This is a genomic window from Chryseobacterium sp. CBSDS_008 (genome assembly GCF_049959325.1).
Classification (GTDB): domain Bacteria; phylum Bacteroidota; class Bacteroidia; order Flavobacteriales; family Weeksellaceae; genus Chryseobacterium.
Map to the genome: position 1 here is coordinate 80,228 of NZ_CP188202.1, position 15,239 is coordinate 95,466.

Here is a 15,239-nt window from a genome sequence, read left to right on the forward strand (position 1 = left end):
TTCTGAACACAGGCTGAAAGTCTGCGAACGTAGTTCAGAAATGTAGTGAAGGATCTCATAAATTGTACGGTTGAGATACTTACTTCGTCAGAATGATATTTTGATAGCCTCTTTTTGTTTTAATCGTTATGATACGGTTTTCCCTGCAGAATCTGATCAGCGCGGTAAAGCTGTTCTACAATAAACAGGCGGATCATCTGGTGGGTAAAAGTCATTTTGGACAAAGACATTTTTTCATTGGCCCTGCTGTAGATGTCTTCAGAGAAGCCATAAGCTCCTCCGATCAGGATATGCACTTTCTTCACAGAAGAATTCATCCATGTATCAATTTTCTGAGAAAATTCTCGGCTGGTAAACTGTTTTCCCTTTTCATCAAGAATCACAACCAGATCGTTTTTATCAATATGGTTTAAGAATAACTTAGCTTCCTCCTTTTTAAGAAGGTCAGAAGACAGATTTCTGGCATTTTTTACATCCGGAATTTCTGTAATTTCAAAATTCCAGTGTTTGGGTAAACGGTTGAGATAATAATTGAGTAACGACGTAATTTCCTTATCATCTGTTTTACCGATACAAAGTAAACTGATTCGCATTGTAAGAAGTTTCAGACCGCAAAGATAGGGTTTCGTGGTGAATTTGTTGCTGGTTTTTTGGTTTCGAGTTGCGGGTTGCAAGTTATATTAGTTACGGGTTACCTTGAACCTTAGACTTTAAACCTTAAACTTTAAACTCTAAAGCCCTCCCACTCTCAAACGCTCAAACTTAAAACCCTAATTCCTGCAACCTATCACCTTTCTTTCCCTATTTAATTTAATTCCCCTACATTTGTATAAAGACAAACAGATCGATGAGTGTAAAGGTTCCTAAATTTATTTTAAAGATTCAAGAGTTTTTCGACAGCATCCATATTCCTGTTTTGGGAATATCGCTTTGGCAGATGTTTCAGATCTATATCTCCGGGATTTTTAAAGGAAAAATAGGAAGAAAAGCAGCTGCTATTTCGTGGAGCTTTACCATAAGTCTGTTTCCTTTTATTTTGTTTTTGCTTTCCGTACTGCCTCATATGCCTCTATATGATGAGCTTCAGTTCTATATTTTTGATGTGCTGATGCATAATGTTTTTCCTTCCAACATGGAAGGCGACGTGAAAGGATACATCGTAAGCAATATCATTCCGAATATGAAAGGAATCAGCAACCTGACCATTCTGCTGGCACTTGTTTTTGCTACGAACGGTACATTTTCCCTGATCAACGGATTTAATGAAAATACAGATGAAAAATTAAGTGATGTAAAAGAGTTTATCCTTTCATTCTTTATCACCATAGGTTTTATCACGATTGTTTTTTTAACCCTTTTCGGAGTGTATTATACAGAGGTTGTGATGAAGCTTTTCACTCCGGCTTACGATGTCACATGGCTGGTAGATAACCTTTCAAAGATTATCGGATTTGTTTCTTTTCCACTTTTTTACTTCATACTTTTAACGCTGTTTTACTGGCTGGGAACTGTGAAAATTACAAGATTCCGTCAGGCGGTGCCAGGTGCTATCCTGACAACAGTGCTGTTTGTGCTGACTACCTATATTTTTGCCATTTACGTAAAAGATATTGCACGATATAATGTGCTTTACGGATCCATAGGAAGTATGATCCTGCTGATGGTTTGGGTAAATGTGAATGTATATCTCCTTTTATTCGGGAACGAGCTGAATATGGCGATCAGAAAGGTCAGAATAGAAAAACTGCTGTCTGACGAGATCCGGAAGGAGGCCTCAGGATATCATTCCCCGATTACTGAACCGGATTTTGATGGGGATGAAGAACATAAAAGAAAGCTGGAGAACCGGAAGGAAGATTAATTCTCTTCCAGTTCAGGATTTTCTTTTGAACTTATGCTGAGAATCGTAAACCCGGCAACTGCAGCGATAAAAGAAGCAATCAGAATTGCAAACTTAGCTTCATCCTGAATCGGAATTTCTCCTTTGAAAGAAAGCAGTGCAATGAAAATGGACATTGTAAATCCAATTCCGGCCAGTAAACCTACACCAATCATCTGAAGCCAGTTACTGTTTTGAGGCAGTGAGCTAAGCTTTAATTTAATAGCAATCAATGAAAATAAATTGATTCCAATCAATTTACCCAGCACTAAACCGCAGATAATTCCCAATCCTAATGTACTCGTAACACCTGCAACCATTTCACTGGAAAAAGTAATATTGGTATTTGTTAAAGCAAATATAGGCATGATCAGAAAACTTACCGGAATATGAAGCTTATGTTCCAGTTTTTCCAATGGTGAAATTTCTACATTGGAAGCATTGGTAGGAATTGAAAACGCAAGCAAAACACCCGCTATTGTTGCATGAATCCCGGAATGATGAAGGAAGTACCATAAAAATAACCCCGGAATAATATAAAATACAACTTTGGTTACTTTTAAAAAGTTTAAAACAAAAAGCAGGGCCGTTACCCCAAAAGATAACAGGAGATAGCTCCAGTGGATCTGTTCGGTATAGAAGATGGCAATTACAAGAATAGCTCCCAGGTCGTCTACAATGGCCAATGCGGCCAAAAATATCTTGATAGAATTGGGGATCTTTTTACCCAGCATTGAAATGATAGCCAGGGAAAAAGCAATATCCGTGGCCATAGGGATTCCCCAGCCGTTGCTGTATTCTGTTCCTGTGTTGAAAATGCTGTAGATAACAGCTGGCACAAGCATTCCGCCTACCGCTGCAAAAATAGGAAGGGAAGCATTTTTAAAAGATGAAAGCTCACCTTCTACAAGCTCCCGTTTTATTTCAAGGCCTACCAAAAGGAAGAAAACGGCCATCAGACCGTCATTAATCCAGATGCTGACCGGATATTCCAACCCAAAAAGGTGCGTGCCCACTTCTTTGTCTAAAAAATGCTGAAAGTCCTCAGCAGCAGACGAATTGGCAATAAGCAGTGAAATAAGTACACAGAAAATAAGAATAATTCCTGAAGACTGGCTATTGTTGAAAAATTTTTTAAAATAAAGGGATAAATTCATGTTTATGATTGTACTCGTCTCACTCTTGAAACTCCATTAATATTCTTAAGTTTTTTAAAGGTCTCCTCCAGCTGGCCTTTATTTTTGACTTCGAGGTTGATATTTCCTGTGAAAACACCATTGTTGGATTCAATAGACATGCTTTTCATATCCATGCCCATACTTCCACTGATGACCGTTGTAATATCGTTGATCATACCCATTCTGTCAAGCCCTTCAATTTCAATTTTCACCCTGTTTTTGAAGCTTTCGGCATTTACCCATTTGGCAGGAATGACGCGGTAATCATACTGGGCTCTCAGATTGATGGCATTCGGGCAGTTGTCACTGTGTACCTTGATTCCATCTGAAATGGTAATAAATCCGAAAATTTTATCTCCCGGAATCACCGTACAGCATTTAGCATAAGTGTAATTGAGCTTTTCTTCATCCTTTCCAAAGACGATCATATCAAGGTTTTCCTCTTTGGGCTCCTCAAAATGCTGGCTTTTATTAGGTGATTTTCTGAATCTTGAAAGTAAGTTATTGAATACGTTTTTACTTTCTATATATCTTCTCAGGCTGCTGACATCCAGCTCATTGCTCTGGAATTTAAGGAAGAGCTCCTGAGATGATTTTAAATTAAAGAACTTTTGCAGTTTATTAATTTCTTCATCATTGAAATTGATTTTCGCATGGCGAAGCTTTCTCTGCAGGATTTCTTTCCCTTCCTCTACCAGTTGGTTTTTCTGGGAATTCAGGTAGCTTTTAATCTTGGACTTGGCTTTTGAAGTCACAACGAATTCAAGCCAGTCAGATTTTGGTTTCTGATTCTGAGAAGAAAGAATATCTATCTGATCTCCGTTTTGAAGAATATAGGAAATAGGAACCAGCTTTCCGTTGATTTTGGCGCCTAAACACTTCATCCCGAGATCAGAGTGCACGGAGAAAGCGAAATCCAGGGCTGTGGCGTTGGTTGGAAGAATTTTAATTTCCCCCTTTGGAGTAAATACAAATACCTCTTTGGAATATAAGTTAAGCTTAATATTATCCAAAAGCTCCGAGGTGGAAAGGTTTTGCTGCTGCTCCAGTACTTCGCGGATTTCGGTTACCCATTTTTCAAAATTCCTGTCATCGGAGCTTTGTTTATATCCTTCTTTGTATTTATAGTGGGCAGCAACTCCTTTTTCAGCAATTTCGTCCATTCTTTCTGAACGGATCTGCACTTCAATCCATTTTTTGTCAGGGCCCAGCACCGTTAAGTGTAAGCTTTCATATCCTGTAGAACGGGGCTGGGTAATCCAGTCACGCATTCTTGATGGGTTGCTGTGGTATACATCCGTAACGATAGAGTAGATCTTCCAGGCCAGGAATTTTTCATTTTTTGCATCTGATTTATAAATAATTCTGATAGCATAGTTATCAAAAACCTCTTCAAAGGAAACTCCCTGCTTCAGCATCTTTCTGTAAATAGAGGAAATGGCTTTTGCACGGCCTTTGATTTTAAAGTTTAAGCCTTCTTCATGAAGCCTTTCGGATACTTCTTTCTTAAACTCTTCAATATATCTTTCACGGCTTTCCTTGGCCAATTCCAGTTTTTCCGTGATCTCATTGTATACTTCGGGATTATTGTATTTTAAGGAAAGGTCCTCCAGCTCAGATTTAATATTGTACAATCCAAGACGGTGAGCCATGGGAGCGTAAATATAAACTGTCTCTGAAGCAATTTTTTTCTGCTTGTCCGGGGCCATGCTTTCCAGCGTCCGCATGTTATGGAGACGGTCTGCAATTTTAATCAGAATAACTCTGAAATCTTCTGATAGAGTCAATAACAGTTTCCTGTAATTTTCAGACTGCACAGAGATATTCTGGTGATTCATGATGGAAATTTTGGTCAGTCCATTCACGATATTGGCAATCTTTTCACCGAATATTTTTTTCAGGTCTTCATAGGTATAATCGGAGTCTTCAATCACATCATGCAGCAGTGCACAGGCAATAGAAGTAGCCCCCAGACCAATTTCTGTTGCTACAATCTTAGCAACAGCAATAGGGTGGTAGATGTAAGGCTCTCCGGATTTTCTCCTTTGGTCCTTGTGGGCATCCAGCGCAATATCGAATGCCTTTCGGATGAGCTTATTATTCTCCTCATCCAATGTTCTGTATGTGTTAGAAATCAGGTCCTTATATCTGGCAAGGATCTCCTTATTCTCTTGTTCTAAATCGTAACTCATTTGTGCACATGCCTATATTTAGACGAAAATACGAAATTTTTTAGTTTTTCAAACATAAAAGATCCGCAGAATACACTGCGGATCTCCGGTTATTAGATTTTATATCGATTAGAATTTTACTTCAGAATTCATGCCGTCACTTGACGTTTTGATTTTAATATCAGGGCTGTTATGAATTTCAGCTCTGTTTCTTGCGTCAATATACTTTTTAATAGTATCATAGTTGGCTTCTTTGATACTCATATTTTCAAACAAATATGATTTCAATGCTGCATTCTCAATAAATGCGTTCCGTGCAAGGTCAATCTGATTGATATCATTTACGGTAACACTTGCCAGATATTGGGAATTATGAGAAGCGTTGTTAAGGTACACAATGTAATCTGAGTTTTCAAATCCTGAATTTTCCAGATCACTTTCCAGTTTTTTGTAGTCGCTGTGAGAATCAAATAGCCCAGCTAATATATGTGACATAGTTAATTGGTTTTAAAGTTATGACTAAAGTTAGTAATAATTTTCTGATTTTCATGGAGTTTAAGGCAATATAATTTGTTAATTAATATTTGGTTTTAAATAGATAAGGGTAATGTTTAGGAATAATTATTGAACGGGTGTTTAATTTTAACAATTGGATAATGTATGTCTTTTTGAAACCTTGACACCTCTTTCGTTTTGTTTTCCGTTTGAAGACAGAAGGCCATAAACAAAAATCTTCACAAATTGCGAGGTTTTTTTATTATCTGCCACACGAAAGGATTCGTGCGGGAGCGGGTGAGGAAGTAAAACGATCTATTGAGATGGCCACGCAACTGGCAGAAGCCTTAGAAGTATCTCTGGATTATCTCGTACGGTCTACGGATGTTCTTTTGGAAAAAAATATCGTCTTTAAAATTCTCGACATCCAAAAACTAAAAGAGAACGACAGACAACACGTCTTCGCTCTTCCTGATACAAACTAAATTGCAAGCATTATGTAATACCCAAACCCCTCGCAAATTGCAAGGGGATTGGGTATTACATGGCTTAAATTTACATAAAAGAACGAGCTTTATTAGTATATTCAATTTTATAATGATTTTTATCTTTTCCAATATATATAAACTTATATTTTGGCAATTGTTCTTTATTCAATTTTATTTCCTGCTTCTTGTCAATAGTGATAATAATTTCTTTATCATTAAAAATTACACAAGCGGTTGTAAATCCAAGCATTGGCATAGTTTTACCTCTTTTATCAAGAATTAAACTATCTCCATTTTTGACTGTTATAATATTGTCAAATTCAGATGTAAAGGTTAAGAAAGATTTATTTTTATCGTGTGCATTAAATTTTTTAATCATAACTTTTGAACGTACATTATCAACAACGTCCATCTCCGTTCCGTATATTTCGGATGTTTTTACAGTTGAACAACTGATAAAAACAAATAAGCAAAAGATTATTATATTAAATTTTTTCATTATCTAGTTTTTTGGTTGTTGTTCTTCTACTAACTTTATAGCATTAGTTCTTTGTTCTGGAGTTATTTTTGTTCCAGGACCTCCCTCTCTCATTAAGTTGTCTGGAGTAGATTTTAAAGTTGCTTTATCATTATGACGAATTCCTAATGTATGGCCTGTTTCATGAGCTCCTGTTTTAGCGACATCAGATCTATTCTTATTATCAAAATTTAATTGATCCTTCTTTTCATCCCAGCCGAGTCCGTCCGTAGTAATAACATTGATTTGAGTTCTATTTGTCTGTGTATTGTTGTTGGTATCGGTCATTCCGTTGGTATAGTATGTAGCATCCGTATTCTCTCCATTTTTAAAATCATCAACATTATTAGTATCATACCCTATATTATAATCCCAAATCATAGTAGATTTATCGCTCTGGCTAAACGTAATATTAACTTGATTACCAGCAGAGTCTTTTCCACCAAAAGAAAAAACGATTTGATCTTCTCGTTCTTTTAACAAGGTAGACATTTGCGCATTAGAAAGAACCCCTCCCGTATTATTTACAGGCTTGTATGTAAGATGTAAATTGACAGTTTTATTTTCCAAGTTCCTACTCGCTACCCATTCTAATCCTTCTAATTCTCTACCGTCAATTACACGATTTTCTGCAAATGCATAGGTACTATTATATGGAAAAGATTCCGCAAGCGGATCAATATTAAAGAACCTTCCCACATCGGGCATATAATTTCTCCACTTAAACGAGTAAAAACCAGTCTCCTGTAATTCCTGTCCTTGAAACTTATAATTATAAGGAACTCCTGCAAAAGGAACCGGTACAACAGTTCCGTTCTGGTGTTTTAACCCAAAAGGATAATAGTTGTTGACATCAATAACCTCAAGTGCAGTACCATTATTCTTATAGCTCACTCTTATATTTCCTAAATGATCCGTGTAATTGTAAATATACTTATTTTCAGTAAAATCATAATACCCTTCTGAGGTAGGTACAAATTTCAATGTAGGAACAGTATAAAGGGATGCTGAGGTATCATATGCATGCCTGTTATCATACTGGAAGCCATCAAGATAATTGGTTTCTATGGACCCGTTCATACTATATGTTTTAGAGACTTTCGTTCCGTCTGCCCTGTAGGTGTAGCTGGTGTTGCAAATACCTATCAACCCTTCGTTAACTGAAATATAACTAGGCAAATTCAGGTAATTATAACTGATCTTCATTTTTTTATCAGGATGATCCGTCATATTCCCATTAAGGTTATAGGCCATGGTTCCCTGCAAAGCATTGTATCCTGAACGGTTGTTAATAACCCCTGAAGGAAGGGTAATTTTGTCCAGAGTATTACTTTTGTCTCCATTCTGATAATTATAAATCAGATCATCAATTTTTTCTGCGGTAGTTCCCCCGGAAACAGGCCATGAAAATCTTTTTAAGGTTTTAATATTTCCGTTGAGATCATAACTCAACTCTTCGTTAAAATAATTATTCTGGGCTACAGAAGAATTAGGCTCGGAATACACTCCTTTCAGCATCCTGTTTAAAGCATCATACTGATAATTGTATCTTTTCAGCCCTTCATTACTGGAAATATTCCAATCAATCTCAGCAATATTTCCATTAAACCTTCCTGTTGACGTATTGGTATACACAGGATTGTTATACTTCATTTCATATCCAAATAATTTTCCATTGAGGTTTGCAGGATCATTAACCTTAGTCATCCAGCCCCGGATATTGTATTGATAAGCAATGGTCTGTAATGGAGATGCAGCTGTTCCTCCTACTTTCTTGGATTCCAGCTGGGAAATTTCATTATACTTATTCTGGGCAAGGTATTCAACGGGATTGCTGCCTACCTGATGGGTATGGGTCAGAAGCCTGTTCTGGGAATCATAGGTAAATTTTTCTACAATGGTCTTTTCAGGATCTGCAGCAAGTCTTTTATGATAGGTATTGGTCTGAAGGATAACCCCGGTATAATCAAGCTTATTGTTTACCACAGTATAGCCTCCTAAATGGTTGTTGCTTCTTGAACCGATGTTTCTTCCTTTGGTATCATACCAGATAAAGTTCCTTGTCCACTGATCATCTTCTATATTTTTGATATAGGAAGCGGTAAGGAGTCCTTTGGTAGTTTGTTCATTAGCCGGATTGTCCGTAAGAAGAGGCTGCGCAAACACATTGGTCACTGCAGATGAACCCGGAGGATAAGTATCATAATAATTGACACTTAGTATCTGGCTAACACTGGAAGGTGTGGATACCTTAGTATAATATACAGCCATACCATTTAAGGTAAATCCGGTCGCAGCAGTCCTGGTTTCATATAAATTAACATTGACATTGGCACTATTTTGCATTGAAGCCCTGCTGGCAGTATTATTTGTAATTCCCGTGTAAACGGTTCTTCCAAATTGGTCATATTTGGTAAAGAGCCATTGTCCTTTTCCTTTAAGCTCAGTATCCTGAGTCAGAATAAGCTGGTCAGCTTTATTATACACCATATATTCCCAGCCTTTACCAGGCAGTTTCTTTTCTACCAGCCGATTTCTCCCGTCATATTTATACTGATAGCATAAATCATTCAGTACGGTATTGGGATCTGCTTCTACAGAAGCCTTGGGAGGAATCACATAAGCCAGCTGGTTATAATCATTGTAAACATAATAAGTATCTGCGTTTTCTGTAGCACTGATTACTTTTCTGACCAATACAATCTGTCCCTGCCCATTTTTAAACTCAATGGTTGGGTTTCCGTCTTCATCGGTAACCGTATTTTTATACAGCTGCCCTGTTCCGTAGGTTCCGGATAAGGTGAGTTGGGAAGTAAAATTGGTATAGTTAAAAGTGGCGGTGTATTTTTTAACCTCGCCATCTGTATTGGCATCATATCCAAACTGTACAGGCTTGTTGTTCCAAGCAGTTCCGACCTGTTTTTGCGCTAAAATACGGTCTAATGGTGAGGTCTCCAGAATTTTCTCTGAATAGATCTTTTCATTGCCATAAGTGGTAGGGTAAACGCCCAAAGGACCTGAATAGTAACTTCCGTTAGCCGTAGAAAGCTGGGGAACAGGAAGATAATCTTTCACCTGTCTTCCAAACGGATCATATTCGATATGGGTCACAACATCACGGCCTAAAGGTGAGGCTTTTACATTAACGATTTGCTTGGGTCTTCCCAACCCGTCAAAATACTGAACCGTTTCAGAGGTTTTAACATTAGCAAGTGCAGGATCTGACAAATACGTCTTTGAGTAGACATAATTTTCCGTATTGGTAAGCTGCCCCTGGGCAGTTCCTAGTATGAGAATTCCTATGGGAATTAATATTTTTTTCATCGGTTTTAGTTTTTATAGTTGTATTTCATTTCTTTCAGCACTTTGCCATTCACATCAATCACTTTTTCAAGTCGGTTAGCTGAATCATAGACATAGCTTTCTCTGATTCCAGATGGCGGGGTGATGCTTCTTACTCCTACTAAAGGATCGTAGGTGTAGGTAGTGATCTGATAACTGGATAATGCAGTATTATTTCTGAAGGTATTTAACGCAGATAAAAATGAGGTTTCATCATTGTTCATACCAGCAGAGGCATCTGTATTAGAAGCATTAACAATGGAATCAATCAGTGACTGCGAAATATCTATTAATTTAGCTCCTTCAATCTTTGCAATGGGCTGGGTCAGGTTATAACCCCAGATGATGACTGTGGAAACCCCATCTTTTGTGGTATACTGCTGAAGGTTACCTTTGTCATATTTATCATAAGTCACTTCAGTAGAAACAACGTTTTGTAAATCTGTAGAGATAACAGAGCTTGGAAGTAAGTTCAATGGATTATCGTATTTGGTTTCTGTATTTGAAACAATTACATTATCTTTTTTTGTTATCGTTTGTAGTGGAATGCCTATTATATTAGCGTTGATCAACTTCTGATTATTTTTCTCATGAGCATAAGTATAATTTATATCTGTAAAACTCTGTTCTGGCGAAATAATCTTCTGGGAAGTCAGCTGATAATGAGAGGTATTGTTATAAGAATAATTTGTAGTCGTTGTTAGTTTCTTATATAGTGTGTCATCTTGTGCATCTACAGGCACATTTTCATAATATTCGACGCTTTTTGTATTTGAAAGAATTGAATAATAACTTTCTTTGGGTAATGATACCATACTGTAATTAGAAATAATCGTTTCCAGAGGTAAGTTTACATGTGAAGAAAATAATGAATATACTTCTTTACCACGCAAATCATAAACAGTTTTTAATGTTTTTAATTCATAATTATTTGAAATTTTGCTTTTAAGAAATAATTGTCCTGATGATGATTTAGAAAAAACTTTATTTTCAAGAAGTTTTCCATTAAAATCATCATAAGAAAAACTTTTGTCCAGTGAGCTTACTGAACTTGAAACCACACTTCCTAAATAACCATCGGAGCCAAAAAAATTCTGATAGCTTCCGTCAAAGACTGGCATTAAAGGTGTTCTAATAATAAACTGTTCTTGATGATATCCATTACTAAATATTTTTTGTTCTCCGCCTTTTTCAAAATTATCACCTCCATAACTAATAGTAATGCTAGGATATGATGGATACATAAAGTAATCAGAAAAAGCACCTATAAGTTCTGATGATTCAAAGTCGTGATTATATGCTAATGGGACAAGAACCATGTTTCCTGTGCAGCCTTCTACAGTATATTGGGATGTAGTATAGCTTGTAGGATAAAGAGTGGTTGGTAAAAGATTTACATTATTGACATCTTTAAATAAAGAATAATAGATTCTTTTGATATTGGTAATAGTATTATTTTCATCAACATCATAGGTCTTTTTTAATCTCAATCCTGCTATATTCTGACTACCATAACCACTTTTGTATGAAACCGTAAAAGTACCCATATAGTTAATATTAGGTTTCGGTACTAATGATAATTTTATAATATATCTCTTAGTCGGATCAGTGGTAAACGTGAAACTTTTGTTTTTTGTTCTGTAACCATTGTCTATATCTTGTTGTGTAGTTTTGGGCAAAGAAATTACTTCATTCAACAATATGCTCCCTGTAACGTCATCCAAGATTTTACAATTAACTTCAAGCATTGTGGTTATAGAATTAATTTCATTTTGTGTAATAACTAGATCAAATGCCAGTTGGTTATCAATAATAGCACTTCCGTCTAATGTTAAAGTATTTTCAGTTACAGGAACATCATAAGGAGTGCTATGAACTTCACCATTTTTATTTTGTAAAAGAGCATATTTCTGTGGTCTGGCTTCATAATCAAAAAAAGTAGTGCCTTTGGTAGGATAGGTAATAGAGGTTAACGTTCCTTTTCTTGCTGACGAAAAATCAGAAGTTCGATCTGCATAGCTGTACAAGTCGTCAACAGCATAAGGGAAACTAGGAAGTCCTAACAATCTCAAATTCGGGATTAGCGTGGAATTAGATTTATTATTAAAATATCCGAATACATCAGCACTATAACTATATTTGTCTGGCAAGCTTTGAGGATCATCATATGAAAATGAATATTCGTTATCAAATATTAATGTATCTCCTTGATAATTATATTTTTTTATTTTTGTTAAAAAGAATCGTTCAAGAATAGAAGAGTTTAATTTTGAATATTGATCGAGATATTCAAAACTTATTTGCTGGTATTTTTTATTTGAAAAATTATTAATAATATCAATGGATGAAATTTTATTATAATAAATGCCGTTCACGTTGTTATAATTAAAATTTATTCTTTTTTCTTTACCTATTATTTTTACCAATACTCTTGCATCCTGAATTTTTAGAATATTATTTTCTTTTACATAAGCTGGGACAGTAGCTGTTCCGGATCCCTGGCAAACAGTACCATTTAATTCCTTAGATCTAAGTACTTTTCTTTCTGTTATTGAGTTTAAGAACGACTTTGCCCCTATATTCTGATATTCAAAGGTAATTTCGTTATTTTCAACATCTGTGATTTTCGTTAAATAAAAACTTGTGTATCCTGAATATATGGGAGCATCACGAATCCAGGTTTTTTCAACAGCTGTTTCTCCTCCAAAATAGTATTTAATCCCGTCGTTAGTTGTTAATACAAATTGATGTGTCGTTTTAAAATCCCCTATAGTTTCAATTTTAAACTGATGACTATTTGTAGTTAAAACAGGATTTAAATTCTTACCCCTCCTGCATCTAAAAACCAACTTACTCCAACATTATTGGGCAAATCATTTACTTTTACACCTAATTTTGAATAATTTAATTCAACTTTATTGAATATATTTTTTTCCTTTATTTCAGCGATAGGAATGTTAATCTGAGCCATTCCTTTAAATTCATTTAATGGCAGATTTCCATATCGAGTCATTTCTTCAGCTTGCGGAGTTGGCGGAACTACATTAGTAATCTTATTGATATTGTTTTGATCACTTATAAGGTTATTTTGTTGAGCATTGACATGTGCAATTGCTATACAAAATAATAAAGTGATAATTTTATAATTTATCATTTTTTTTTATTTAATGGTAAAGAGAGGGAATCCATAGCCGGTTATAGATATTCTAACCTTTGAATCCTTCATTTATGATACAGACAAAGGCAGAAAAAACGCCTCATTTCTTATTCTTTAATATTTTTTCATTTTTTAATCAATTTAGCATTCGCCGTTTTATTGGTATCCGTTTTTATAGCCACCAGATAAGCACCCTGCACCAAAGCCTGGGTATTGATCTTAGTTACTCTGTTTTTGGTTTTTATACTTTGAAGCTGTCTTCCGCTCATATCATACAACAGAATATCTGCCTCTTTAAAACCCTGTCCTGAGCCTGTCGAAGGATCAAAGCCGATTTCTACGTAGGCATAATCAGACACAGGATTCGGATAAATCTTGATATCGTATTTTTCGATTAACTGGTCAACCTGTTTGTCGCCAAGCTTTACTATTTTCCAGTTTTCTTTGCCGAGTTCTTCTGCACTGGTTCCGGCAAGGATAATGGAGCCATCTCTGTTTAGCGTTAAATCCGAAAGTCTTTCTTCTTTCTTTCTGGATTCTCCTTTGACGTGTTTTCTCCACCGCTCATTTCCGTTCTGGTCAAGGTAAAGCATCCAGAAAGTTTCATCATCTGTTTCTATTCTTCCTTCTGCCTGAGTGTAACCTCCTAATAAAATTCCTTTCGAAGATTTGTCATCTGCTGAATGAAGAACGCTCATTCCCATCAGGATATCACGGTTTTTAAAATTGTAAGATTTCTGCCACTGTTCATCACCTCTTTCATTTAAAGCAATCAGCCAAAGGTCAGTTCCTTCTTCCAAGCCAACGGTTTTATTACCTGATCTCTCTGATCTGGATTCTCCACCGATGATAAAGCCAGTTGAAGTCAGTGCTAACGTTCTGATATGATCATCACCTTTGCCTCCGAAGTTCTTTTCCCATTCCACTTTTCCGTTTTTGTCAAGCTTTACAATCCAGTAATCACCTTCGCCAAAATTTTCCGTTTGTTTCGGGGTTCGGGTTTCGGGATTCGAGTTTTGGACGTTTAACACTGAACTTTTTTCAGAACCTGAAACACGCACCTCGGAACTCCTCGAATACATTCCCAGAAATGCTCCTCCATCTCTCGTTGGAATCATCTTCTCTACTTCATCTAAACCTTTTCCTCCTAAAATTAATTGAGAGAGTTCTTTTCCATTTTTATCGAGTCTCGTGATCCAGACATCTTTAGAACCATAACCTTTTGCAGAATTCTGTACATTTCCAGCCACAAAAAATCCTAAATCGGTAGTTTGGATAACAGCTCTTGCTTCTTCATCAGAAAAGCCTCCTACAGTTTTCTGCCATAATTCATCTCCCAATTCATTGATTCTGATTAGCCAGATATCTGAACCTCCTTTGGAATCTTCTTTTTTGTCAAGTCCTTTTCCCGAATAAGATGTTCCGGCCAAGAGAAATCCGCCATCCTGTGTAGTAACAGTAGCAGACAGGTAATCATGATTTTGTCCTGCAAAGTATTTTTCCCAAACCTCCTGTCCCTGCTGGTTGAGTTTTACTAAATGAAAATCGTAACCGTTATTTTGCTTACTGCCTGAAGCCTTTTGCTTATCGCCTTGAATAGAGCTTCCTGTGATAAGATATTGTTGATCGATAGTTGTTGTGACCTGGCTCAGAAAATCCTGGGTAGAGGATTGGATGTCTTTTTGCCACATTACTTCCTGGGCAGATATGCCCAGAACAGCGCCTAAGGTGAGCGCTCCGAGATAGAGTTTTTTCATTCCCGTATTGTTGTTTTTTGAGTTAGTAATTAGTTTTTAAAACTTCGCGAATTTAAAACTTTTTAAGACATGAAAATCACTTTTGTGAGATCTAATGCAAATCATACTATTTATTGTTTTATTCTCTTTACAAATATTTAAAAATTAATTTTATTCTGATGCAAAAATATCTCTGTATAACGACAGAATCTGTCGTATTTTTTTAAATTTCAAAATCAAAATCAAAAAGCCCCGAAAATGACTTTCAGGGCTTCT

General features: G+C 36.1%; 11 protein-coding genes. 2 read left to right on the forward strand and 9 right to left on the reverse strand.

Features of this window, described 5'->3' with window-relative positions; all coding sequences use genetic code 11:
* Positions 1-119: 119 nt before the first annotated feature.
* Positions 120-593 (reverse strand): 23S rRNA (pseudouridine(1915)-N(3))-methyltransferase RlmH, encoded by a 474-nt coding sequence (locus tag ACP3T3_RS00330; protein ID WP_426477971.1) that lies wholly within the window; start codon positions 591-593, stop codon positions 120-122.
* 254 nt (positions 594-847) lie between these two features.
* Here ACP3T3_RS00330 and ACP3T3_RS00335 point away from each other — a divergent pair, with 254 nt between their 5' ends.
* Positions 848-1,861, forward strand: coding sequence for a YihY/virulence factor BrkB family protein (locus ACP3T3_RS00335; RefSeq protein WP_426477972.1), 1,014 nt, complete (start codon positions 848-850; stop codon positions 1,859-1,861).
* Here the strand turns inward: ACP3T3_RS00335 and nhaA are convergent.
* The 3 genes from nhaA to ACP3T3_RS00350 form a co-directional block, all read right to left on the reverse strand.
* Complete coding sequence (gene nhaA, locus ACP3T3_RS00340; protein WP_426477973.1) at positions 1,858-3,036, reverse strand: Na+/H+ antiporter NhaA; 1,179 nt, start codon at positions 3,034-3,036, stop codon at positions 1,858-1,860. The genes ACP3T3_RS00335 and nhaA overlap by 4 nt on opposite strands.
* Positions 3,037-3,038: 2 nt before the next feature.
* Positions 3,039-5,249 (reverse strand): RelA/SpoT family protein, encoded by a 2,211-nt coding sequence (locus ACP3T3_RS00345; RefSeq protein ID WP_426477974.1) that lies wholly within the window; start codon positions 5,247-5,249, stop codon positions 3,039-3,041.
* Positions 5,250-5,357: 108 nt separating this feature from the next.
* Positions 5,358-5,723 (reverse strand): hypothetical protein, encoded by a 366-nt coding sequence (locus ACP3T3_RS00350; protein WP_426477975.1) that lies wholly within the window; start codon positions 5,721-5,723, stop codon positions 5,358-5,360.
* A gap of 323 nt (positions 5,724-6,046) precedes the next feature.
* Between ACP3T3_RS00350 and ACP3T3_RS00355 the strand changes: the two genes are divergently transcribed.
* Positions 6,047-6,208, forward strand: a complete 162-nt coding sequence (locus ACP3T3_RS00355; protein ID WP_426477976.1) for a hypothetical protein — start codon at positions 6,047-6,049, stop codon at positions 6,206-6,208.
* A 70-nt stretch (positions 6,209-6,278) separates the two neighbouring features.
* On the opposite strand, the gene ACP3T3_RS00360 is transcribed toward ACP3T3_RS00355, so the two are convergent.
* From ACP3T3_RS00360 to ACP3T3_RS00380, 5 genes are all read right to left on the reverse strand, one after another.
* Positions 6,279-6,710, reverse strand: a complete 432-nt coding sequence (locus ACP3T3_RS00360) for a hypothetical protein (RefSeq protein WP_426477977.1) — start codon at positions 6,708-6,710, stop codon at positions 6,279-6,281.
* A 3-nt stretch (positions 6,711-6,713) separates the two neighbouring features.
* A complete protein-coding gene (locus ACP3T3_RS00365) occupies positions 6,714-10,052 on the reverse strand; it encodes a DUF6443 domain-containing protein (RefSeq protein WP_426477978.1) in 3,339 nt (1,112 codons plus the stop codon).
* Between the two features lie 5 nt (positions 10,053-10,057).
* Positions 10,058-12,919, reverse strand: coding sequence for a hypothetical protein (locus tag ACP3T3_RS00370; RefSeq protein WP_426477979.1), 2,862 nt, complete (start codon positions 12,917-12,919; stop codon positions 10,058-10,060).
* On the reverse strand, positions 12,886-13,224 hold the full coding sequence (locus tag ACP3T3_RS00375; protein ID WP_426477980.1) for a hypothetical protein: 339 nt from the start codon (positions 13,222-13,224) through the stop codon (positions 12,886-12,888). The genes ACP3T3_RS00370 and ACP3T3_RS00375 overlap by 34 nt, the downstream gene beginning before the upstream one ends.
* A 128-nt stretch (positions 13,225-13,352) precedes the next feature.
* A complete protein-coding gene (locus tag ACP3T3_RS00380) occupies positions 13,353-14,984 on the reverse strand; it encodes a T9SS type A sorting domain-containing protein (RefSeq protein WP_426477981.1) in 1,632 nt (543 codons plus the stop codon).
* Positions 14,985-15,239 lie beyond the last annotated feature (255 nt).

Coding starts and splice junctions, on each gene's coding strand:
- ACP3T3_RS00380 (WP_426477981.1), bottom strand. CDS start 14,984: ATGAAAAAACTCTATCTCGGAGCGCTCACCTTAGGCGCTGTTCTGGGC.
- ACP3T3_RS00365 (WP_426477978.1), bottom strand. CDS start 10,052: ATGAAAAAAATATTAATTCCCATAGGAATTCTCATACTAGGAACTGCC.
- ACP3T3_RS00335 (WP_426477972.1), top strand. CDS start 848: ATGAGTGTAAAGGTTCCTAAATTTATTTTAAAGATTCAAGAGTTTTTC.
- ACP3T3_RS00330 (WP_426477971.1), bottom strand. CDS start 593: ATGCGAATCAGTTTACTTTGTATCGGTAAAACAGATGATAAGGAAATT.
- ACP3T3_RS00345 (WP_426477974.1), bottom strand. CDS start 5,249: ATGAGTTACGATTTAGAACAAGAGAATAAGGAGATCCTTGCCAGATAT.
- ACP3T3_RS00375 (WP_426477980.1), bottom strand. CDS start 13,224: ATGATAAATTATAAAATTATCACTTTATTATTTTGTATAGCAATTGCA.
- nhaA (WP_426477973.1), bottom strand. CDS start 3,036: ATGAATTTATCCCTTTATTTTAAAAAATTTTTCAACAATAGCCAGTCT.
- ACP3T3_RS00355 (WP_426477976.1), top strand. CDS start 6,047: ATGGCCACGCAACTGGCAGAAGCCTTAGAAGTATCTCTGGATTATCTC.
- ACP3T3_RS00360 (WP_426477977.1), bottom strand. CDS start 6,710: ATGAAAAAATTTAATATAATAATCTTTTGCTTATTTGTTTTTATCAGT.
- ACP3T3_RS00350 (WP_426477975.1), bottom strand. CDS start 5,723: ATGTCACATATATTAGCTGGGCTATTTGATTCTCACAGCGACTACAAA.